The organism is Streptococcus sp. HMSC056C01 (assembly GCF_001811305.1).
Taxonomy (GTDB): Bacteria; Bacillota; Bacilli; order Lactobacillales; family Streptococcaceae; genus Streptococcus.
The window spans coordinates 118,594-140,410 of record NZ_KV804207.1 but is presented as its reverse complement, the minus strand read 5'-3'; the positions used below and the strand labels follow the sequence as shown (position 1 = coordinate 140,410).

28 protein-coding genes are annotated in these 21,817 nt (G+C 40.5%); 27 read left to right on the top strand and 1 reads right to left on the bottom strand.

Features of this window, described 5'->3' with window-relative positions; translation table 11 throughout:
• Nucleotides 1-11 precede the first annotated feature (11 nt).
• From rimP to HMPREF2795_RS06630, 14 genes are all read left to right on the top strand, one after another.
• Nucleotides 12-491: a ribosome maturation factor RimP gene (gene rimP, locus HMPREF2795_RS06695; RefSeq protein WP_000338687.1), complete on the top strand. Its 480-nt coding sequence runs from the start codon at nucleotides 12-14 to the stop codon at nucleotides 489-491.
• Between the two features lie 42 nt (nucleotides 492-533).
• A complete protein-coding gene (nusA, locus tag HMPREF2795_RS06690) occupies nucleotides 534-1,670 on the top strand; it encodes a transcription termination factor NusA (RefSeq protein WP_000032287.1) in 1,137 nt (378 codons plus the stop codon).
• Between the two features lie 22 nt (nucleotides 1,671-1,692).
• On the top strand, nucleotides 1,693-1,986 hold the full coding sequence (gene rnpM / locus HMPREF2795_RS06685; RefSeq protein WP_000857562.1) for an RNase P modulator RnpM: 294 nt from the start codon (nucleotides 1,693-1,695) through the stop codon (nucleotides 1,984-1,986).
• Complete coding sequence (locus tag HMPREF2795_RS06680) at nucleotides 1,979-2,278, top strand: YlxQ-related RNA-binding protein (protein WP_001041383.1); 300 nt, start codon at nucleotides 1,979-1,981, stop codon at nucleotides 2,276-2,278. Before rnpM ends, HMPREF2795_RS06680 begins: the two co-directional genes overlap by 8 nt.
• Before the next feature lie 16 nt (nucleotides 2,279-2,294).
• Nucleotides 2,295-5,048 carry a translation initiation factor IF-2 gene (gene infB, locus HMPREF2795_RS06675; RefSeq protein ID WP_000039184.1) on the top strand — a complete coding sequence of 918 codons (2,754 nt, stop codon included), beginning with the start codon at nucleotides 2,295-2,297 and terminating at the stop codon, nucleotides 5,046-5,048.
• A gap of 167 nt (nucleotides 5,049-5,215) precedes the next feature.
• Nucleotides 5,216-5,566, top strand: a complete 351-nt coding sequence (rbfA, locus tag HMPREF2795_RS06670; protein WP_001273596.1) for a 30S ribosome-binding factor RbfA — start codon at nucleotides 5,216-5,218, stop codon at nucleotides 5,564-5,566.
• Nucleotides 5,567-5,738: 172 nt separating this feature from the next.
• Nucleotides 5,739-6,230, top strand: coding sequence for a hypothetical protein (locus HMPREF2795_RS06665; RefSeq protein ID WP_001067002.1), 492 nt, complete (start codon nucleotides 5,739-5,741; stop codon nucleotides 6,228-6,230).
• Nucleotides 6,231-6,250: 20 nt separating this feature from the next.
• On the top strand, nucleotides 6,251-6,808 hold the full coding sequence (locus HMPREF2795_RS10335) for a hypothetical protein (protein ID WP_000386256.1): 558 nt from the start codon (nucleotides 6,251-6,253) through the stop codon (nucleotides 6,806-6,808).
• A 10-nt stretch (nucleotides 6,809-6,818) separates the two neighbouring features.
• Nucleotides 6,819-7,928: an SPFH domain-containing protein gene (locus HMPREF2795_RS06655; RefSeq protein ID WP_000511358.1), complete on the top strand. Its 1,110-nt coding sequence runs from the start codon at nucleotides 6,819-6,821 to the stop codon at nucleotides 7,926-7,928.
• A 350-nt stretch (nucleotides 7,929-8,278) separates the two neighbouring features.
• The gene (locus HMPREF2795_RS06650) at nucleotides 8,279-9,058 is read left to right on the top strand and encodes a hypothetical protein (protein ID WP_001040188.1); all 780 of its coding nucleotides are present in this window, start codon (nucleotides 8,279-8,281) and stop codon (nucleotides 9,056-9,058) included.
• 1 nt (nucleotide 9,059) lies between these two features.
• Nucleotides 9,060-9,242: a hypothetical protein gene (locus tag HMPREF2795_RS06645; protein ID WP_000511389.1), complete on the top strand. Its 183-nt coding sequence runs from the start codon at nucleotides 9,060-9,062 to the stop codon at nucleotides 9,240-9,242.
• A 321-nt stretch (nucleotides 9,243-9,563) separates the two neighbouring features.
• Nucleotides 9,564-9,797: a DUF1858 domain-containing protein gene (locus tag HMPREF2795_RS06640; protein ID WP_000368732.1), complete on the top strand. Its 234-nt coding sequence runs from the start codon at nucleotides 9,564-9,566 to the stop codon at nucleotides 9,795-9,797.
• Entirely contained in the window at nucleotides 9,797-11,131 is a 1,335-nt protein-coding gene (locus HMPREF2795_RS06635; RefSeq protein ID WP_000752903.1) for a DUF438 domain-containing protein, read from the top strand. The genes HMPREF2795_RS06640 and HMPREF2795_RS06635 overlap by 1 nt, the downstream gene beginning before the upstream one ends.
• A 9-nt stretch (nucleotides 11,132-11,140) precedes the next feature.
• On the top strand, nucleotides 11,141-11,395 hold the full coding sequence (locus HMPREF2795_RS06630; RefSeq protein ID WP_000119716.1) for a DUF1912 family protein: 255 nt from the start codon (nucleotides 11,141-11,143) through the stop codon (nucleotides 11,393-11,395).
• A gap of 37 nt (nucleotides 11,396-11,432) precedes the next feature.
• Here the strand turns inward: HMPREF2795_RS06630 and HMPREF2795_RS06625 are convergent, their stop codons facing one another.
• Entirely contained in the window at nucleotides 11,433-11,738 is a 306-nt protein-coding gene (locus HMPREF2795_RS06625) for a DUF6693 family protein (protein ID WP_001031486.1), read from the bottom strand.
• Between the two features lie 163 nt (nucleotides 11,739-11,901).
• Between HMPREF2795_RS06625 and HMPREF2795_RS06620 the strand changes: the two genes are divergently transcribed.
• The 13 genes from HMPREF2795_RS06620 to HMPREF2795_RS06560 all read left to right on the top strand — a co-directional run bounded on the left by HMPREF2795_RS06620 (nucleotide 11,902) and on the right by HMPREF2795_RS06560 (nucleotide 21,718).
• The gene (locus HMPREF2795_RS06620) at nucleotides 11,902-12,192 is read left to right on the top strand and encodes a DUF4651 domain-containing protein (RefSeq protein WP_000850670.1); all 291 of its coding nucleotides are present in this window, start codon (nucleotides 11,902-11,904) and stop codon (nucleotides 12,190-12,192) included.
• Complete coding sequence (locus HMPREF2795_RS06615) at nucleotides 12,189-12,506, top strand: thioredoxin family protein (RefSeq protein ID WP_000586527.1); 318 nt, start codon at nucleotides 12,189-12,191, stop codon at nucleotides 12,504-12,506. Before HMPREF2795_RS06620 ends, HMPREF2795_RS06615 begins: the two co-directional genes overlap by 4 nt.
• 13 nt (nucleotides 12,507-12,519) lie before the next feature.
• A complete protein-coding gene (gene ytpR, locus HMPREF2795_RS06610; RefSeq protein ID WP_000578300.1) occupies nucleotides 12,520-13,146 on the top strand; it encodes a YtpR family tRNA-binding protein in 627 nt (208 codons plus the stop codon).
• A gap of 41 nt (nucleotides 13,147-13,187) precedes the next feature.
• On the top strand, nucleotides 13,188-13,949 hold the full coding sequence (locus HMPREF2795_RS06605) for an SDR family NAD(P)-dependent oxidoreductase (RefSeq protein WP_001107739.1): 762 nt from the start codon (nucleotides 13,188-13,190) through the stop codon (nucleotides 13,947-13,949).
• 74 nt (nucleotides 13,950-14,023) lie between these two features.
• A complete protein-coding gene (locus HMPREF2795_RS06600; protein ID WP_000282453.1) occupies nucleotides 14,024-14,419 on the top strand; it encodes a single-stranded DNA-binding protein in 396 nt (131 codons plus the stop codon).
• A gap of 190 nt (nucleotides 14,420-14,609) precedes the next feature.
• Nucleotides 14,610-15,593 (top strand): substrate-binding domain-containing protein, encoded by a 984-nt coding sequence (locus tag HMPREF2795_RS06595; protein WP_000164670.1) that lies wholly within the window; start codon nucleotides 14,610-14,612, stop codon nucleotides 15,591-15,593.
• Nucleotides 15,593-16,909 carry a sensor histidine kinase gene (locus HMPREF2795_RS06590; protein ID WP_001224944.1) on the top strand — a complete coding sequence of 439 codons (1,317 nt, stop codon included), beginning with the start codon at nucleotides 15,593-15,595 and terminating at the stop codon, nucleotides 16,907-16,909. The genes HMPREF2795_RS06595 and HMPREF2795_RS06590 overlap by 1 nt, the downstream gene beginning before the upstream one ends.
• Before the next feature lie 6 nt (nucleotides 16,910-16,915).
• Nucleotides 16,916-17,599, top strand: coding sequence for a response regulator transcription factor (locus HMPREF2795_RS06585; protein ID WP_025171300.1), 684 nt, complete (start codon nucleotides 16,916-16,918; stop codon nucleotides 17,597-17,599).
• Nucleotides 17,596-18,894, top strand: a complete 1,299-nt coding sequence (locus HMPREF2795_RS06580; protein ID WP_000774036.1) for an ABC transporter substrate-binding protein — start codon at nucleotides 17,596-17,598, stop codon at nucleotides 18,892-18,894. Before HMPREF2795_RS06585 ends, HMPREF2795_RS06580 begins: the two co-directional genes overlap by 4 nt.
• A gap of 140 nt (nucleotides 18,895-19,034) precedes the next feature.
• The gene (locus tag HMPREF2795_RS06575) at nucleotides 19,035-19,472 is read left to right on the top strand and encodes a PTS sugar transporter subunit IIA (RefSeq protein WP_075228502.1); all 438 of its coding nucleotides are present in this window, start codon (nucleotides 19,035-19,037) and stop codon (nucleotides 19,470-19,472) included.
• A gap of 14 nt (nucleotides 19,473-19,486) precedes the next feature.
• Entirely contained in the window at nucleotides 19,487-19,981 is a 495-nt protein-coding gene (locus tag HMPREF2795_RS06570) for a PTS sugar transporter subunit IIB (protein WP_000261776.1), read from the top strand.
• A 56-nt stretch (nucleotides 19,982-20,037) separates the two neighbouring features.
• Nucleotides 20,038-20,880, top strand: a complete 843-nt coding sequence (locus HMPREF2795_RS06565; protein WP_000156207.1) for a PTS mannose/fructose/sorbose/N-acetylgalactosamine transporter subunit IIC — start codon at nucleotides 20,038-20,040, stop codon at nucleotides 20,878-20,880.
• Nucleotides 20,864-21,718: a PTS system mannose/fructose/sorbose family transporter subunit IID gene (locus tag HMPREF2795_RS06560; protein ID WP_033586897.1), complete on the top strand. Its 855-nt coding sequence runs from the start codon at nucleotides 20,864-20,866 to the stop codon at nucleotides 21,716-21,718. Before HMPREF2795_RS06565 ends, HMPREF2795_RS06560 begins: the two co-directional genes overlap by 17 nt.
• The last annotated feature ends 99 nt before the right edge of the window (nucleotides 21,719-21,817 follow it).

Below are 21,817 nucleotides of genomic sequence, written 5' to 3'. Positions count from 1 at the left end.
CTTATGAGGAGGTGGACGCAATCGCAACTATCGTAGAATTAGTCAGAGAAGTCGTAGAACCTGTCATTGAAGCTCCCTTTGAACTCGTGGATATCGAGTACGGAAAGATTGGCAGTGACATGATTCTTAGTATTTTTGTAGATAAACCAGAGGGAATTACCTTGAACGACACAGCGGACTTGACAGAGATTATCAGTCCTGTCCTAGATACTATCAAGCCAGATCCCTTCCCAGAACAATATTTCCTAGAAATTACCAGTCCAGGATTGGAGCGTCCTTTGAAAACCAAGGAAGCAGTCGCTGGAGCGGTTGGGAAATACATCCATGTTGGACTTTACCAAGCCATCGATAAGCAAAAGGTCTTTGAAGGAACCTTGCTAGCCTTTGAAGAGGATGAGTTGACTATGGAATATATGGACAAGACTCGTAAGAAAACAGTCCAAATCCCATACAGTTTGGTATCAAAAGCACGTTTAGCAGTAAAATTATAGTAAAAGAAAGGAAGCTTTTGAAGATTCAAAAGTGAATAGAAGATGAGTAAAGAAATGCTAGAGGCCTTCCGCATTTTGGAAGAAGACAAGGGAATCAAAAAAGAAGACATCATTGATGCAGTGGTAGAATCACTTCGTTCAGCCTATCGCAGACGCTATGGGCAGTCTGATAGTGTAGCCATTGATTTCAACGAAAAGACAGGTGACTTTACAGTTTATACTGTTCGTGAAGTTGTTGATGAAGTATTTGATAGCCGTTTGGAAATCAGCTTGAAAGATGCTCTTGCCATTAACTCAGCTTACGAGCTTGGGGACAAGATTAAATTTGAAGAAGCACCAGGTGAGTTTGGTCGTGTAGCAGCCCAGTCTGCAAAACAAACCATCATGGAAAAAATGCGCAAGCAAACACGTGCTATCACCTACAACACTTACAAAGAGCATGAACAAGAAATCATGTCAGGTACAGTGGAGCGCTTCGACAATCGCTTTATCTATGTCAACCTTGGCAGCATCGAAGCTCAATTGTCAAAACAAGACCAAATTCCTGGAGAAGTCTTTGCTTCTCACGATCGTATCGAAGTTTATGTCTACAAGGTTGAAGACAATCCTCGTGGAGTGAATGTCTTTGTAAGCCGTAGCCATCCAGAAATGATCAAACGCTTAATGGAACAAGAAATTCCTGAAGTTTATGACGGAACAGTTGAGATTATGAGCGTAGCTCGTGAAGCAGGTGACCGTACCAAGGTTGCTGTTCGTAGCCACAATCCAAACGTGGATGCGATCGGGACAATCGTCGGACGTGGTGGTGCTAACATCAAGAAAATCACTAGCAAATTCCACCCAGCTCGCTACGATGCCAAGAGCGACCGTATGGTTCCAATCGAAGAAAACATCGACGTTATCGAATGGGTAGCAGATCCAGCTGAATTTATCTACAACGCTATCGCTCCTGCTGAAGTTGACCAAGTTATCTTTGATGAAAACGACAGTAAACGTGCCTTGGTCGTTGTGCCAGATAACAAGCTTTCTCTTGCGATTGGTCGTCGTGGACAAAACGTTCGTTTGGCAGCTCATTTGACAGGCTACCGTATTGATATCAAGTCTGCAAGTGAGTTTGAAGCCATGGAAGCAGCAGAACAAGCTGACCAGGTAGAAACAGACGAATTGGTCGAAGAATAAAAGCTGATCAGAGGAGGGGAAGATGAAAACTAGAAAAATCCCTTTGCGCAAGTCTGTGGTTTCCAATGAAGTGATTGATAAACGCGATTTACTCCGTATTGTCAAGAACAAAGAGGGACAGGTCTTTATCGACCCGACAGGCAAGGCTAATGGTCGTGGTGCTTATATCAAGCTAGACAATGCAGAAGCCCTTGAGGCCAAAAAGAAAAAAGTCTTTAACCGTAGCTTTAGTATGGAAGTTGAAGAAAGCTTTTATGACGAGTTGATTGCCTATGTCGATCACAAAGTGAAAAGAAGAGAGTTAGGACTTGAATAAACAAAAAATTGCTAATCTCTTGGGACTTGCTCAGAGAGCAGGGAAAATCATCTCGGGTGAAGAAATGGTCGTCAAGGCTATCCAAGACCAGAAAGTAAAACTGGTATTTCTCGCCCATGATGCTGGTCCCAACCTGGCCAAGAAAATTCAGGATAAAAGTCATTATTATCAAGTAGAAGTTATTACCGTGTTTTCAACACTGGAATTAAGCATAGCAGTCGGAAAATCAAGAAAAGTTTTGGCTGTGACAGATGCTGGATTTACAAAGAAAATGAGGTCTCTTATGGAATAGAAGAGGAGGACATGATTTGTCTAAGAAAAGATTGTACGAAATCGCAAAAGAACTTGGAAAAGAAAGTAAAGAAGTTGTAGCGCGTGCAAAAGAGTTGGGCTTGGATGTAAAAAGCCACTCATCAAGTGTGGAGGAAGCAGCTGCTTCAAAAATCGTAGCAAGTTTTAAACCTGCTCCTGCTCCAAAGGTAGAATCGAAACCTGTGGCTCCAAAACCAGTTGTCACTAAGGAAGAGGCAAAACCAGCAGCAGCTGTTGCCCCTAAAGAAGAAAAAGTGGCACCAGCAAAACCGCAGAGTCGAAACTTTAAGGCTGAGCGTGAAGCACGTGCAAAAGAGCAGGCTGAACGACGCAAGCAAAATAAGGGTAATAACCGTGACCACCAGCAAAATGGGAATCGTCAAAAAAATGATAACCGTAATGGTGGCAAACAAGGTCAAGTCAATCGTGACAACCGTCGATTCAATGATCAAGGTAAAAAACAACAAGGTCAGCAAAATCGTGGGAATGATCGTCGTCAGCAAGAGGACAAACGTCCAAATCAGTCTGGACCACGTATTGACTTTAAAGCCCGTGCAGCTGCTCTAAAAGCAGAGCAAAATGCAGAATATGCTCGTTCAAGTGAGGAACGCTTCAAGCAGTCTCAAGCTGCCAAAGAAGCCTTGGCTCAAGCAAACAAACGCAAGGAACCTGAGGAAATCTTTGAAGAAGCTGCTAAGTTAGCTGAACAAGCGCAGCCAGTTCAACCAGTGGTTGAAGTAGCTCCTGCAGCTAAAGAACCTGTAGTGGATACACGTCGTAAGAAACAAGCCCGACCAGACAAAGATCGTGATGATTACGATCACGAAGAAGATGGTCCTAGAAAACAACAAAAGAATCGAAGTAGTCAAAATCAAGTGAGAAATCAAAGAAATAGTAACTGGAACAATAACAAAAAGAATAAAAAAGGCAATAAGCAAAATAACCGTAATCAGGCACCAAAACCTGTTACAGAGCGTAAGTTCCATGAATTGCCAACAGAATTTGAATATACAGATGGTATGACCGTTGCGGAAATCGCAAAACGTATCAAACGCGAACCAGCTGAGATTGTTAAGAAACTCTTCATGATGGGTGTGATGGCGACACAAAACCAGTCCTTGGACGGTGAAACAATCGAACTCCTCATGGTAGATTACGGTATTGAAGCTAAACAAAAGGTTGAGGTGGACAATGCTGATATCGAACGTTTCTTTGCTGAAGAGGGTTATCTCAATGAAGATGAACTCGTAGAGCGTCCACCAGTTGTAACGATCATGGGACACGTTGACCATGGTAAAACAACCCTTTTGGATACCCTTCGTAATTCTCGTGTTGCTACGGGAGAAGCTGGTGGTATCACTCAGCATATCGGTGCTTATCAGATCGAAGAAAATGGTAAGAAGATTACCTTCCTTGATACACCAGGACACGCGGCCTTTACTTCTATGCGTGCGCGTGGTGCTTCTGTTACCGATATTACCATCTTGGTCGTAGCGGCAGATGACGGGGTAATGCCTCAGACTATCGAAGCCATCAACCACTCAAAAGCGGCTAATGTTCCAATCATCGTAGCTATCAACAAAATCGATAAACCAGGTGCTAACCCAGAACGTGTGATCGGTGAATTGGCTGAACATGGTGTTATGTCAACAGCTTGGGGTGGAGATTCTGAGTTCGTAGAAATCTCAGCCAAGTTCAACCAAAATATCGATGAACTCTTGGAAACTGTTCTACTTGTGGCTGAAATTCAAGAGCTCAAAGCTGATCCAACAGTTCGTGCCATCGGTACTGTTATTGAAGCTCGTTTGGATAAAGGAAAAGGTGCAGTTGCAACCCTTCTTGTTCAACAAGGTACTTTGAATGTCCAAGATCCAATCGTTGTCGGAAATACTTTTGGACGTGTCCGTGCTATGACTAACGATCTTGGACGTCGTGTGAAGGTTGCAGGCCCATCAACACCAGTATCGATCACTGGTTTGAATGAAGCGCCAATGGCAGGTGACCACTTTGCTGTTTACGAAGATGAAAAATCTGCGCGTGCAGCTGGTGAAGAACGTGCTAAACGTGCTCTTATGAAGCAACGTCAAGCTACTCAACGTGTCAGCCTTGAAAACCTCTTTGATACCCTTAAAGCAGGAGAACTCAAGTCTGTTAACGTCATCATCAAAGCCGACGTACAAGGTTCTGTTGAAGCTCTCTCTGCATCACTTCAAAAGATTGATGTGGAAGGCGTTAAAGTAACTATTGTTCACTCAGCAGTAGGTGCTATCAATGAATCTGACGTGACTCTTGCCGAAGCTTCAAATGCCTTTATCGTTGGTTTCAACGTGCGTCCTACACCACAAGCTCGTCAACAAGCAGAAGCTGACGATGTAGAAATCCGTCTCCACAGCATCATCTACAAGGTTATCGAAGAGATGGAAGAAGCTATGAAAGGGATGCTTGACCCAGAATTTAAAGAAAAAGTTATCGGTGAAGCAATCATCCGCGAAACCTTCAAGGTATCTAAAGTGGGAACAATCGGTGGATTTATGGTTACCAGCGGTAAAGTTACTCGCGACTCTAAAGTCCGTGTCATCCGTGATGGTGTCGTTATTTACGATGGTGCCCTAGCTAGCTTGAAACACTATAAAGATGACGTTAAAGAAGTTACAAACGGCCGTGAAGGTGGTCTCATGATTGATGGCTACAATGATATCAAGATGGATGATGTGATTGAAGCTTATATCATGGAAGAAATCAAGAGATAATAGAGAAACAATAGCCGATTTGACTCGTCGTCAACAACGCCTTGATGAACCCTTAGTTCTATCTATGGCTTGTTTCCTAGATTCAAATGGCTCTAGTTCCTCTATCTACTAGACAAAGCTAGGTCTGCTGGCCTAGCTTTTGGTTCAATTGAGAGAAAGGAAAAAGCATGGCAAATCATTTCCGTACGGATCGTGTGGGCATGGAAATCAAGCGCGAAGTCAATGAGATTTTGCAAAAGAAAGTCCGTGATCCGCGTGTCCAAGGTGTGACTATCACTGATGTTCAGATGCTAGGTGATTTATCTATGGCTAAGGTTTACTACACTATTTTGAGTAATCTTGCCTCAGATAATCAGAAAGCTCAAGTCGGGCTTGAAAAAGCAACTGGCACTATCAAACGTGAACTTGGTCGCAATTTGAAATTGTACAAAATTCCAGACTTAACTTTCGTCAAAGACGAATCCATCGAATATGGAAACAAGATTGACGAAATGCTACGCAATCTGGATAAAAATTAAGCAGAAAGAGGGACAACCCTCTTTTTTGTGTGGAAAATAGCTGGAATTTAAAATGGAAAAATATTCTTTTAAAAATGAGATTCTGTATTTATAAAATGTTTGCTAATCAGAAAATGCTTTTTTTTTAGGAAATATGATATGATAATTTCATAAATAAAAGGAGATTCTATTAATGAATAATGTAAAAAAAGTTTGTCGTTTAGCTTTATTATGTCTGTCTGTTTCTACTCTAGTTGCTTGTAGTTCTCTGTCTGAAAAAACAAGTAATTCATCTAGTGATAGTAAAACAGAAAGTTCTGGGAAAAAAGGATTTTTAGATAAAGCAAAAGATAAATTAGGTTCTAGTGACTTTAATCCACAAGATGTCAGTGATGAGACAATTGAATCTATCAAAACTTATGAAGATTATTTGACTATGTATGAGAAAATTGTTAATAATTACTATACCGAAGCAGATGAAGCCTTTAAGGGAACTGTTTTAGAAGATAGTGCTTCTATCCAAGAATTAAAAGATAGTACTAAAAAAGAAATGGAAGAACAGAAAAAACAATATGGTCCATTGAAGAAAGCACCTATTCAAGGAAAAGAGGAAATAATTAAGTTTTTAAAGGAATATCGTGATTCTCTACACGAACAAGTAGAACAATGGAAAGCTAGTCTTTAAAAATAAGAATGGAGTTCGGGATGGACTATCAATTGTTACCTCATGAATACATGGTTATGAATAGTGATCATGTGAGTTTTGGGAAAAATGGTTTGTCTACAGATGAATTAATTTTAACAAATCTACACTTGATACATATCAAAAAAGGTATTTTTGGAGGAAAAAAAGATCAAACTATTATACCAATTAACCAAATTAAGGTTTTTGAGGGGAAACCACAAGTTTCAGTTACAAAATCCAATGGTATGAAACGATTAGAAATCTATTATAATGGTGGACAAGTTATCTTCTCATTCTCTAATACTAAGGATACTGAAAAGTGGGCAACAAATATTATTAAATTAATCTCTGGTGATACAAGCAACTTTGCAACCTTGGGTGATAATAGCTTATTTGGTGTAGAAATTTTGGCAGAGACTCTAAAAGATACGTTTGACACTTTCAAAGCAGGGCTTGGTATTAAGGATGCAGAACCAGAGAAACTATCTACTAAATGCAGTTTTTGTGGAGCTCCTCTGTCTGGAACCGTAAAACAAACTGTCAAATGTAGTTTTTGTGATATGGAACAGACCTTGTAGGAGATGAAATATGGGAATAATTAAAGCATTTACAGATTCAATTAGTGGTACTTTTGCAGATCAATGGAAGGAGATTATTACAGTTCAGGCTTTTGATGAACATACAGCTGTAAGTCCGGGTGTTCTTCAAGTCAGCAATAATGGTAGAGGAGTTAATAGTCAAGGGTCTATAGGTGTCATTTCAAATGGGTCTAAGATATTTATTCCTGAAAATACTGCTGCTTTTATTTTTAGTCAGTCTGGAATAGAAGAAATTATCACTGAACCAGGTGGATATGAATATCAAAATGGGGAGAGTAGTGTTTTTAATGGTGATGGGATAAAAAAATCACTGTTTGATAATGTTGTTAATCGTGTTGGATTTGGCGGACAAAGTGATCAGCAAAAACAGATTTGTTTTGTCAATTTGAGAGAAATTCGCGATATTAGGTTTGGTACTCGTGGTCCGGTTATGTATAACGACTTGTTTTATGGAACAGACTTAGAAGTACGCGCTTTTGGAACTTTTTCTATTCAAATTACGGATGCTATCAAGTTTGTAAAAAATTTCCTTCCTGCAAATGTAACCTACTATAGCTTTGATAGTGCTCAAGCAAGGGCTCAGATAGTCACGGAATTTCTTCAATCCTTTACCGTTGCCCTTAATTCGTTATCAACAACTTATCGTATCTCACAACTACCATCACAAGCATCAGTACTTGCAGAACAAGTATCGAATGATGAACAGTATGCTGGTACTTGGAAAGATCGTTTTGGGTTTGAAATTATAAAAGTTGCTATTGCTAATATAGAATTCTCACCAGAATCTAAGGAATTAGTTAAGAACTTTTCATCAAATAAGATGAATTTAAAGGCCTTTGATGATGTATCGCAGAAAGCTTCTAATATTGCTGCACAACAAAAAGTCGCATCAGGGATCGAACAACATGGGCTAGGAGATGGTGCGGGGATGATTTTTGGTATGAATATGGCACAACAGTTAGATGAAAAAGCAACTAAACCAAGTTTATCTTTTGATGAGCAAATCGAAGCTCTAACTAAACTCAAATCACTTTTAGATGCAGATATATTATCTCAGGAAGAGTTTAATCGAAAGAAAAAAGAAATTATGGATTTATAAGATTGACGAGATGTTACGCAATCTGGATAAAAATTAATACTCTTCGAAAATCTCTTCAAACCACGTCAGCGTCGCCTTATCGTAGGTATGGTTACTGACTTCGTCAGTTCTATCCACAACCTCAAAACACTGTTTTGAGCAACCTACGGCTAGCTTCCTAGTTTGTTCTTTGATTTTCATTGAGTATAAGAAAGAGGGGCAACCCTCTTTTTTGTGTGTCTATAAGTAGGTCGTTGTCTAATCAGATTAGATGAGTAGAAATCAAGGAAATAAAATAGATCTTGAAAATATCATTTATTCCATAAATATGATAAGATAAAGCTTGATATGAATGAAAAACGGAGATAGAGATGGCTAAAGAAGATGTGGCGATGCAAGTGTTGCAACAGGTAGTAAAACTTCCTGTCGTCAAAGTGAACCGGTCAAAATTTTTAATGGATAAATTCTCTAAGGAAGTGGCTTCAAAGGATATTCCTAGATTATTGGAAGAAGGGCCGACAGCTTTATTACCTCAGGAAACCTTAGATCGAGTGGCCAATGCCTGTATTAAAGACAGTGTTTTACTGGCAAGTGGGACATCTGTTTTAGCAGGTTTGCCTGGAGGTATTGCCATGGCAGTTACCATTCCGACAGATGTAGCCCAGTTTTACGCATTTTCATTAAAACTAGCCCAGGAGCTAGGCTATATTTACGGCTACGATGATCTCTGGGCTTCGCGAAATGAGCTGAGCGAAGAAGCTAAAAATACCCTCTTGCTCTATCTGGGAGTGATGTTGGGAGTAAATGGTGCGGGCGCTCTACTTCGTTCTGGTGGTGTTTCAGTTGCTAAGCAAGTGATGAAAATTGTAAACAGAAAGGCTTTGACAAAGACTCTTTGGTATCCAATTTTGGAAAAAGTTCTGAAAATCTTTGGAGTGAATCTGACCAAGGGAGGATTGGCTAAGGGGATGGGGAAAGTTATCCCTATCTTAGGTGGAGTCCTATCAGGTGGCTTAACCTTTGCGACCATGAAACCCATGGGAGAAAGATTGCAAAAAGAATTGTCCAAATTGATTAACTACGATGAAGCACAATATCAAAGAGATGTTGCCACTATCCAAAAAGAGGTTGAAATCATCGAAGGAGATTGACATGGGGATCATAAAAGTATTGGCCAAAACTTATGGCAATTATCTTCTTACAACCCAAGCTTTAAAAGTTGCAGAAACCATAAAAAAAGATGAAAACACAGTCGTTAGTTTGGCGAAATTAGTTCTCGTAGATAAGCTTATGGATACAGCTACTTGGTTGATGAAGCCGGAGGATAAAGAATGAAATCTTTTTGGAGATTCTTTACTCTTCTTTTTATAACACCAATTGTTGGTCTGATAAAAATTCTCTGGTTCCTAATCTCTTTCGCCTTCCAATTGTTGTTTTATAAGATTCTTTTCAAGATCATAGACTGGTTTTTCAAACTTCTCTGATGATCATGGTAAGGATAAGACTTTGAGGTTTTACTAGTAAGAGTCTATATAATTAGAAATAATGAAGTAATACGAAATAAACTAGCAAGTCTTCTATTGCTAGTTTTTTAATCTTTGCCCTTGTGGTATAATAAAAAAGAAAAAACTGTTAGAGAATATGATGGAGGTTATGATGGACAATATCATTGATGTATCTATTCCTGTTGCGGAAGTGGTGGACAAACATCCAGAAGTTTTAGATATCCTAGTAGAACTTGGTTTTAAACCTCTTGCAAATCCCTTGATGCGAAATACAGTCGGACGAAAAGTATCGCTCAAACAGGGGTCTAAGCTGGAGGGAACTCCTATGGATAAGATTGTACGCACACTGGAAGCAAATGGTTACGAAGTGATTGGATTAGACTAATGGCAGATGAACGAATTCATGTCCTACGGGATATTTTATTAGAATTGCATAATGGAGCCTCACCTGAATCCGTTCAGGAGCGCTTTGATGCGACCTTTACAGGTGTATCAGCTATCGAGATTTCTCTCATGGAGCATGAGTTGATGAACTCTGACTCAGGTGTGACATTTGAAGACGTCATGGAGCTCTGTGATGTCCATGCCAATCTCTTTAAAAATGCTGTTAAGGGTATCGAAGTTGAAGATACCGAGCATCCAGGTCATCCCGTGCGTGTCTTTAAGGATGAAAATCTAGCCCTTCGTGCTGCCTTGATTCGTGTTCGTAGATTATTAGATACATATGAGTCTATGGAAGACGAGGAAATGCTGGCGGAAATGCGTAAGGGTTTGGTTCGTCAGATGGGGCTTGTAGGCCAGTTTGACCGTCACTACCAGCGTAAGGAAGAACTCTTCTTTCCTATTATGGAGCGTTATGGACATGATTCACCACCAAAAGTCATGTGGGGAGTCGATGACCAGATCAGGGAACTTTTTCAGAAAGCCCTGGCGACAGCCAAGTCCCTACCAGAAGTGTCCATTAGCACTGTAAAGGAAGCTTTTGAAGCTTTTGCGACAGAGTTTGAAAGTATGATTTTCAAGGAAGAATCCATCCTCCTCATGATTCTACTCGAATCCTTTACCCAGGATGACTGGATTCAGATTGCCGAGGAAAGTGATGCTTATGGTTATGCTATCATCCGACCTTCTGAAAAATGGGTGCCAGAACGTAAAAGCTTTGTTGAGGAAAAGAGTGCAGAAGAGCCCGTGCAACTAGACGCAGCAGAAGGCCAAGTTCAGAAGGTTATCGATACGCCAGAAGGTCAGTTTACCATCACCTTCACACCTAAGGAAAAGGAAGCAGTGCTGGACCGCCATAGCCAACAGGCTTTCGGTAATGGCTATCTCTCAGTCGAGCAGGCTAATCTTATTCTCAACCATCTGCCAATGGAAATTACCTTTGTTAATAAGGATGATATTTTCCAGTATTACAATGACAATACGCCAGCAGATGAGATGATTTTCAAGCGGACACCTTCTCAAGTAGGGCGAAATGTTGAGCTTTGTCACCCGCCCAAGTACCTTGATAAGGTAAAGACCATTATGAAAGGTCTTCGTGACGGGGTCAAGGACAAGTATGAGATGTGGTTCAAGTCCGAGTCACGAGGTAAGTTTGTCCATATCACCTATGCTGCAGTACACGATAAAAATGGAGAATTTCAAGGTGTATTGGAGTATGTTCAGGATATCCAGCCTTACCGTGAGATTGATACAGACTATTTCCGTGGATTAGAATAAGGAGAAAAAATGAGTTACGAACAAGAATTTATGAAAGAATTTGAAGCTTGGGTTAATACCCAAATCATGATTAATGATATGGCGCTCAAGGAAAGCCAAAAGGTCTATGAAGAAGATCAAGATGAGCGTGCTAAAGATGCCATGATTCGCTATGAAAGCCGCTTGGATGCTTACCAGTTCTTGCTAGGCAAATTTGAAAACTTCAAGGCAGGCAAGGGTTTCCATGAATTGCCAGAGGATTTGTTTGGTGAGAGACATTATTAAGAGCTATAAAAAAAGTGTGGTCTATAAACCGCACTTTTTACATATGATGGGTATGTTTGGTAATCCATTGTTCTGTTTTTATTTTTAACCAAAATGAATAGATTCCAAGAGTGATAATCGTCAGTAAGAACCATTTGATCCAATTTCCAAATAACTGGGCGCCAGTTCCATCAAAGTATAAACGCTGACCATCGATGACAGTATGTCTGATTTTCCAATCTTGCATAAAACAAACGGCCCAAGGTGTGGCAATTCCTAGAGTTAAGGCGATGATGAAAAAAGCGACAATTGAGTGCCCAATAAAGCTGAGTAATCCACCGTCAAAATAACTTTCTTTGTTCATATAGAGTCTCCTTAGAATTTTATAGATAAGTAAATCATTACTTTGAGGTGTTGTACCATAGGAGGAGATAGGAGTCAATATTTCTTGAAATGAGGAACTATAGTTCAAACGAAAATAGCATTCACGATTTGTCCTACTTATCTTTTTGTGTTACAATGTTAGCATGAAAACGAAAAATATCATTAAAACAGGTTTGGCATTAGTAGGCCTCGGAGCACTTGCTTTTGGAGCTAAGAAAGTAGCCGATGATCACAAACTCATGAAAACGCAGGAAGAGTTGACCGCTATTGTGCGTGACTCCTTTTCAGAGATGGGTGAGATAGCGACTCTCTATGTCCAAGTGTATGAAAGTAGCCTAGAACGTCTCGTTGGTGGTGTCATTTTTGAGGATGGTCGTCACTATACCTTTGTCTATGAAGATGAAGATCTTATCTATGAGGAGGAAGTCTTATGATAATTCCTCATAGTTTGGAAGAACTAGCTAATCTAGTTGAACAGGATGGCAAGAAGGTCTTCCTTTTTGTTGCGGATTGGTGTGGCGATTGTCGTTATATCTACCCTGCATTGCCAGAGATTGAAGAGTCAAATCCAGAGTTTACCTTTATACGAGTAGACCGTGATGAGTACATGGACTTAGCCAAACTTTGGGATGTCTACGGGATTCCAAGTCTTGTTGTCTTAGATAAGGACAAGGAGATTGGACGCTTTGTCAATCGTGACCGTAAAACCAAGGCACAAATTAACGACTTTTTAGCAGGATTAAAATAGGAGAAAAGAAAGAATGATTTTTACATATAACAAAGAACATGTCGGTGATGTCCTTATGGTCATCGTGAAAAACAGTGGCGATGCTAAACTAGATGTTGAACGTAAAGGCAATGTGGCGCGTGTTTTCCTAAAGGAAACAGGTGAAACTGTTGCTTGGAACATTTTTGAAGTTTCTAGCATGTTTGAAATCGCTGAGCGCGGGCAAGTCTTTTTAACTGACGACCAAGTAGTTCGTTTGAACCAAGAATTGCAAGCTCAAGATTTTACCGAAGAGATTATCAATGACAAGGAACCGAAATTTGTGGTTGGAGAAATTGTAGAGATGGTGGCACATCCAGATAGTGACCACTTGAATATCTGCCAAGTTGCTGTTGGAAATGATAAGACAGTGCAAATCGTGGCAGGTGCTCCAAATGCGCGTCTTGGTTTGAAAACCATTGTAGCTCTTCCAGGAGCAATGATGCCAAAAGGCAATCTCATTTTCCCAGGGGAACTTCGTGGGGAAAAGAGCTTTGGTATGATGTGTAGTCCTCGTGAATTGCATTTGCCAAATGCTCCACAAAAACGTGGTGTCATTGAACTGTCAGACGACCAAGTTGTTGGGACTCCGTTCGATCCGGCTAAACACTGGACAGCTTAATTTGTAACTAGTATCTATTAAACTAGATAGGAGAAAGTAAGATGGCAAAAAATGTAGTGATTACAGGTGCAACATCAGGAATTGGTGAAGCAATTGCGCGCGCCTATCTAGAAAAAGGTGAGAATATCGTTCTCACAGGGCGTCGAAGAGAAAGACTTGAAGCTCTCAAAACTGAGTTCGCAGAAGCCTTTCCAAATCAAAAAGTCTGGACCTTTCCCCTTGATGTGACCGATATGACAATGGTTAAGACTGTTTGTTCAGAAATTCTAGAAACTGTAGGACGGATTGATATCTTGGTCAATAACGCTGGACTTGCTTTAGGTTTAGCACCCTATCAGGACTATGAAGAGTTGGATATGCTGACCATGCTGGATACCAATGTCAAGGGCTTGATGGCTGTTACTCGTTGTCTCTTGCCTTCTATGGTGACTGCAAATCAAGGCCATATCATTAATATGGGTTCAACCGCAGGTATTTACGCTTACGCTGGTGCAGCAGTCTATTCAGCAACCAAGGCTGCAGTCAAAACATTTTCAGATGGACTACGGATTGATACCATCGCAACGGATATCAAGGTGACAACCATTCAGCCTGGTATTGTAGAGACTGACTTTTCTAAGGTCCGTTTCCATGGAGATGAGGAACGGGCTGCAACGGTCTATCAGGGACTCGAAGCTTTGCAGGCACAAGACATCGCAGATGCTGTAGTTTATGTGACCAGTCAGCCACGTCGTGTGCAAATTACAGATATGACCATCATGGCCAATCAACAAGCAACTGGATTTATGATTCATAGAGACTAACATTATTTTAAAAAAGTTACAAATTTTGTAACTTTTTTTGATTTCCTTCGAATAGATAAGTAGGAGGATGAAAAATGTATAATAAAGTTATTATGATTGGACGTTTGACGTCTACACCAGAATTGCACAAAACCAACAATGACAAGTCTGTTGCACGAGCAACTATCGCAGTGAATCGCCGTTATAAAGATCAAAATGGGGAACGTGAAGCAGACTTCATCAATATTGTGGTCTGGGGCAAATTGGCTGAAACCTTGGCAAGTTATGGTAGCAAAGGCAGTCTCATTTCTGTGGATGGGGAACTTCGTACCCGTAAGTTTGAGAAGAATGGCCAGACCAACTATGTAACAGAAGTTCTCTGTACAGGTTTCCAACTCTTAGAAAGTCGCGCCCAACGTGCTATGCGTGAAAATAATGCAGGACAAGACTTGGCAGATTTGGTCTTGGAAGAAGAGGAACTTCCATTTTAATATCAATCAAATAGAAGAGCTGGTTCGCCTATAGACCAGCTTTTTCTATTGTTTTTTGTGTTATTGTTCGGAAATTACTTCTTAAGATAGGTCAAATAAATGCACTTGTACAATAAAATCAAGCACTTTTTTTGAAAAAGTAGTAGAATAAAGTAATATATATTCAAAATTTTCAGAAAAGGAATGAAATTTGACGAAAAATAAAGAGAAAATAGAATTGTTGAAATGGCTGATAAAGCGTCTATTACTGCTGATTCCAGTGGTCTGTGTTCTATTATGGGTTTTCGGTCGTTGTCAAACAAGTGGCATCAAGGATCAGACTAAAATTGGTGTCACCTATATGACCATGAACAATGGGTTCTATAAAAGTATTCATTCGGAAATTAGTCGAATTGCCGATGAAAGAGGAGCTCTTGTTTACGTCCGAGATCCAGAATTGGACGAAGAAAGACAGAGCCAACAGATTGATGATTTTTGTGCTCAAAAAGTTGATATGATAGTGATCAATCCGGTCAAGGGGGATAGCCAGTCAATTTTAACTGCTCTTGAAAAAGCTAGAAAACAAGGAATTAAAATCATTGCGGTCGATACCCAACTGAAGAATTTTAAGCCAGATGCAAGTATTGTATCCGATAACTACCAAGCGGGAGTATTGATTGCTAAAGAGTTGATGAAACGTTCTTCTAGTGCTCGGGTCCTCCTTTTGGAACATAAGGGGACTGTTTCAGCAGATACGCGGATTCAGGGGTTTAAAGACACTATTGAGGGGCACAGTTCTTATCAGATTGTTTCGGAACTGGAAACCAAGGGGCAGACGGAGATTGCTATGCCGGCTGTCCAGAATTTTTTACAATCAGGGGTTGAAATTGATACCTTGGTTGCCTTAAATGACCGCTCAGCTATAGGAGCTCTGGCTGCAATTAAGGAGCAAGGAATAACTTACCCCATTGCGATTTATGGAATCGATGGTTCACCAGATATGAAATCTTTGTTGCACTCGACGGATGATGTTGTGGGAACCGTTGCTCAGTCTCCTTTGAAGATGGGAGACCGCGTGATGGAGGTCATTCAAGATATTGCTGAAGGGAAGAGCTATACCAAAGAGGTGAGCATTCCAGTTGAAATGATGACAAAGGAAAACATTGATCAGTTTGATGTGAATGGGTGGCAGTAATGAGAAAGTTTAGAGGTGTTCGATACAGTTTGGCCATTCTTATGGTCGTCAATTTTATCGCTGTTATGCTAAACAGTATCATCTATCTTCAAGCAACCAACTATATCATAGCTCAACGCCAAGCTTCTCTATTATTAGAGCGCCTAGAGCGTATTCCCTTTGCTCCATCTACGACTTTTTGGTTGTCTGCAGTTTTGTTTGCTGGGATTGCTTTGATATCGATGAGTCGATATCTGCCTCAAACGAGTCGATGGTCTATTTTTGATAAGAGGAATATTCTGGAGATTCTCCTGATGCTGCTTCTGATGTGGGTTCAAAATGTAGCTTATAACGGGCTCATTCTCTTGGTTTTTGCGGATATCTTCTATGGTTCCAAAGAGTTGAATACCAAGAGAGATCGGAAGTATTGGTTTGCCTTTATCCTAGTGAGCTTTTTGATGCTCCTTGTGACAAATTCAGATGTCTTTTCGCTTTTCTTCCCGATTCCGTCCTTAGATGTCTATATTCATTTTTATCCTGAATCTATCCGCATTCTGGCCTTTTTCTTAAAGAATTCCCTTTATGCTTCGAATATGGTACTCTTCATTATTTCACTTTTGTTTTATATTATGAACGTCCTTGCGGAGAACCACGAAGTAGAGGAAGAATTGGCCATGGTGTCCAAGGTTAATACGGAGTTGAACAATTATATGGCCTTGTCTGAGAAGATTGCAGAGGATCGGGAGCGTAAGCGGATTGCTCGTGAGATTCATGATACTCTGGGGCACGCACTAACAGGCATCTCAGCAGGTTTAGATGCTGTTGGGGTCTTGATCGATATCGATCCAAATCGGGCAAAAGAGCAGGTGAAAAACGTATCAGAAGTGGTCCGTGAAGGAATCCAAGATGTGAGAGGTTCTCTTAATCGTCTTCGTCCGGGAGCCCTTGAGGGACGAACTCTCAAAGATGCTTTAGAAAAGACCATCCGCGAGTATCAAATTCTTTCCAACTTACAAGTTGATCTAAACTATGAATGGGTAGATGTCGATATGGATGTCATGATTGAAGATACGATCTTTCGTGTGATTCAAGAGTCTATGACCAATGCGGTTCGCCACGGTCACGCCAGCCAGCTAAAACTCCATTTTTTTGAGGATAAAGAGAATTATTTGATCGCTTTGCAAGATAATGGAGTTGGGTTTGAAACCTTAACTTATGGTTATGGACTCAAACAGATGATGGAGCGTATTTCCATACTAGGAGGACAGCTTCAATTTGAAAGTCGTGATGGATTTTTCACACGTGTCAGTTTACCAAAATATAAAGAAGGGAGATAAGATATGGTGATAAAAGTAATGGTGGCAGATGACCAAGCTTTGATTCGAGAATCTTTGAAAATTATTTTGTCGGCTCACTCCGACATCGAAGTTGTAGCTACAGTGGAAGATGGGAATCATGTCTTGTCCAGTATTCCACAGACGCATCCTGATCTGATCCTGATGGATATTCGGATGCCAGGCATGGATGGGGTTTTGGCTACAAAAGAAGTAAAAGAACACTTTCCGGATATCAAAATTATTATTTTAACAACTTTTGACGATGATGAATTTATCTATAGTGCACTCAAGTATGGTGCTTCAGGATATCTCTTAAAGGGAGCCTCTACAGAAGAGCTCTATGAGGCTATTAAGGTGGTGCATCAGGGTGGAGCTATGATCAATCCCAATATCGCAAGCAAGGTCTTTCAGATCTTCTCTCAAATGGCCAAATCGAATTTCTCTATTGCTGTGGATGAGGACAACGTCAAGGATTTGAGCACGACAGAATGGCGAATTATTCAAGAAGTCGGTTATGGCGAGTCAAACAAAGAAATTGCTGCAAAACTCTTCTTATCAGAAGGAACTGTGCGCAATTACTTATCAACGATTTTGGCGAAATTAAACCTAAGAGATCGAACGCAATTAGCAATTTGGTCAGTTCAAACAGGAGTGACTAGACGCGATTTTTCAAAAGGAAATACGGAATGAAATTAAACCGAAAGCATCTTTGTTGGGGAATCGTTCTCCTTTTTGTGGTCTCTGTGAGTACTGGCTTTTATTGGTGGAAACAACAACCGATCGTGCTCCATATAGGCGTTTATGCAGGGTCTAGTTGGGATGTACCGACCAGTCAACGCTCCCATGCTTTGGATCTTGCGATTCAAAAATTTGAAAAGTCCCATCCTAATGTCCGTGTGGAATATGAAAATGGGATTCCACAGTCAGATTATTCAGACTGGCTCTCAGAAAAGATTGTTTCAGGAAAGACGCCGGATGTGTTCATGGTCTCTGAACAAGATCTGTCCTTATTGGCGGCGCGTGGCGTTCTAGAGAAATTAAATGACTATATGAATCAAGAAGACCAAGCTGCTTTTTATCCTGTTGCATTTGAATCAGGTGTCTATCAGGGGCAATCCTATGCCTTACCTTATGAAAGTAATCCTATTTTGATGTGTGTCAATAAAGATTTGCTGGATAAAGAAGGCATTGAGGTTCCCAAGGAAGGTTGGAGCTTGGAAGAGTTCTATACAATTTGTAAAAAACTAACCAAAGATACCAATGGAGATGGTCAATTGGATCAGTTTGGGAGTACAGAATATACATGGAAAGAAGCTTTGGCAGCAAATGGGGGTAGTCTCTTTCAAGGTGGGATGCTTAAACTTACGGCTCCAGAAGTCAAAGAATCATTGACTTTTTTACAAAAATTGGAAGAGCTGAATAAGAACTATAAGGTGAGTTCCAAAGATTTTGACCAGGGAAAAGTCGCTTTTTATCCCATGACTTTGGCTCAATATAGAACCTATAAACCTTATCCTTACCATGTTTCAAAATATTCAAACTTCACCTGGACCTGTATCCCTATGCCTGCTAAGTCAAAAACTACCAAGGCGACTTTGGTTACGACGACTTCTTTTGCCATGTCTGCTCGGACTCCTCATTCCAAGTTAGCTTGGGAATTGATGCAATTGTTGACAGAAGATCCAGAAATTCAACAACTCCTCTTTGCTCAATCTCAAGGGATTTCCGTTATGCCACAGGTGGTCCAAAGTCAATCTAGTAAAGATCTTTTACAGGTAGATGATTTTGGCACGGACTCCTTGACCAATCAGACCTTGAATCGTATCATGGAACAAGCTGTTGAAAGTAGTCCCAAGAATGTCTCTAAAGAAATGTTGGAAAAGCTGGACTACTTGATTGGCAATGCTTTGCGCGATCAAGATGTCGAGAACCGCTTGCCTCAAATTCAGAGGGAAATTGAAAGTAGTCTTCAGGTAGGAGTTTAAAGAAAAATAAGATGACATTGTGTCAAGTGACAGATGTCATTTTTTTGTTGCTAAATGTCATGTTTATCATGTGACATTTGACAATGTAAAAGCGCTTCCAAATATTCTACAATAGAGTCAAATAAAGGAGGTGTAGCAAAATGAAATATCTCATTTTAGTCAGTCATGGTGGATTGGCAGAAGGACTAAAAACATCGCTAGCTATGTTTGCTGGTGACAAGATGAATCAGGTCATCGCAGTTGGACTTAAAGAAGGAAAATCAGTCGATGACTTTGCAGTTGATTTTAGAGAGAGCATTTCAGAATTGACAGCAGATGATTCTGTGCTGATCTTGGCAGACATTGTAGGTGGTAGTCCATTAACCACGGCAGCCAGTGTCCTAGAAGAAGCTGGAAAGCTAGATGGAACTTTGATTCTTGGTGGGATGAACCTGACCATGGCCCTGACAGCAGTTGTGATGAAGGATGTGTTGGATGGAGACGATTTGTCAGCAACTATCTTATCAGAAGCAAAATCTGCACTACAACCTTTTGAAGTTTCAGCCACTAGTGCTGAAGAAGATGATGACGATATTTAATTGGGAGGTACCTTATGGTAGTAACATTTGTACGGATTGATGATCGCATGATTCACGGTCAAACAGTCACACGCTGGGCAAAAGAAAAACCATGTGATGGTTTGATTGCCGTAAACGATGCAGCAGCATCAAACAAGGTTTTGATCCAAGCTTACAAAGGCGCATCAGACAAGAAAACCTTTGTATGGACAAAAGAAGCCTTTAAAGAAAAGTCAGCAAAAGTAACGGAATCTGACAGTCGGTACTTCTTGATTACCAAAAACCCAATCGATATGAAGGAAATTTTGGTGGATCAAGGTTTTGTCCCAGGTGATGTCAGAGAAATCATCGTTGGCCCTGCAAATGATAGACCTGGTGCAATGAAATTGGGCAATAACCAATCCATCACCCAGGAAGAAGCAGAAGCCTTTCAGGCTATTCAAGCAGCAGGATATAAGGTGAAATTCCAATTGTTGCCGGATGTTTCAATTGGTTACTGGGATGATTTCAAATCTAAATTTGGTTTTTAAACCTAACAGTTTTATTAGTTAGGTAAATAAATTTACAAACAAAAGGAGCGTTTGTTATGACAATTTCATGGATTCAAGCAATCTTGCTTGCAGTTTTCGCCAGCTTGTCTTCAATGCCTGGTATGGGAGGTTCCAGTATCGGGAACTATACACTCGGTCGTCCCTTGATCGGTGGGTTGATCTCAGGTTTAATTCTTGGAGATGTGACAACCGGTATTATGGTCGGGGTTGCCCTTCAAGTCGTTTATATCGCCTTGGTAACACCTGGTGGAACCGTATCTGCTGATGTTCGTGCAATCTCTTATATCGGTGTTCCTCTTGCTATCTTGTTTGTGCATGCAAATCACATCACAGACGAAGCTGGAATTGCAGCAGCAGCAGCCCCAATCGGTGCAGCCGTTGGGACAATCGGTACTGTTCTTTTCTACGGTACAGCTACAATGAACTTGCTTTGGCAACACATTGGTTGGAAAGCCGTTGAAGAAGGAAACTTCAAAAAACTCTACGCAGTTGACTGGGTTTATCCTTGGATTTCTCACTTCCTCTTCTCTTTCCTTCCAACTATGATTATCACCAAATATGGTGAAAACATGGTTGATTTGATGAAACTTTACCTTCCTATGGATGGTTTCTGGATGAAAGCCCTCTTTACAGTTGGAGCCCTTCTCCCATGTGTCGGTATTGCTATCTTGTTGAAACAAATTGTTACAAAAGCAACTGACTTCATTCCATTCTTTGTTGGATTTACCTTGGCTAAATCTCTAGGATTGAACTTGGTAGCGAGTGCAGTTGTTTCATTGATCTTTGCAGTAATCTACTATGAACTTGAAGTAATCAAATCTATGAAAGCTGTTCCAGCTGGGGCTGTTTACGTAGACGATGATGAGGAGGATATTTAAAATGGCTGATAGAAAGAAAATTTCAAAGAAAACATTAGCAAAAGCATTTCATCATTGGTATTATGGTCATTTGACTTGTTTCTCTCAAGAACACATGCAAACCTTTGGGTACTTGACTTCTATGCTTCCAATCGTAGAAGAAATGTATGATACAAAAGAAGAACAAAAAGATGCTATGCAAACCTATACTGCCTTCTTCAATACTGAACCGCAACTTGGCTCTCTCGTTGTAGGGATTACGGCTGGTTTGGAAGAAGCGCGTGCAAACGGAGATGCAGTGGATGGTGAAACCATCAATGGTATGCGTGCCGGTTTGATGGGGCCAATCGCTGGTATCGGTGACTCTTTGGTCGTTGGGACCTTGATTCCAGTTCTTTTGGGGATTGCCCTTGGTCTCTCTAAAGGTGGTAACATCGCTGGTGCTATCTTCTACATCGTCGTATGGAACCTCTTAGTATACTTTGGTATGCGCTTTGCCTTCTTTAAAGGGTATCAATTAGGGGATAAAGCCGTTGAATTCCTAGTAGGACCAAAAGGACAAGCACTTCGTAAAGCAATCAGCGTTGTCGGCGGTATGGTTATCGGTGCGGTAGCAGCAACTTGGGTATCTGTTACAACAGCTCTTCAATTCGAGAATTCTGAAGGAAAAGTCTTCTTAAATATCCAAGAAAAGATTGATGGTGTTTATCCAGGTCTCTTGACAGCAACTTTCATCACTATTTGCTGGTGGTTAATGTCTAAGAAAAAAGTTTCACCAAACAAAGTAATGTTGCTTCTAGTTGTTGTCGCTTTGGTCGGTGTTGCTCTAGGTATCTTTGACCCACATCTTAATTACTAAGCTCAAGAAAAGCACATACTTACTAGTAGAAAATTTTGAGAATGAAGTAGACTAACCTCCTTCTCTTACCCTTCATTCTCAATTTTTGTCAGGAGAATC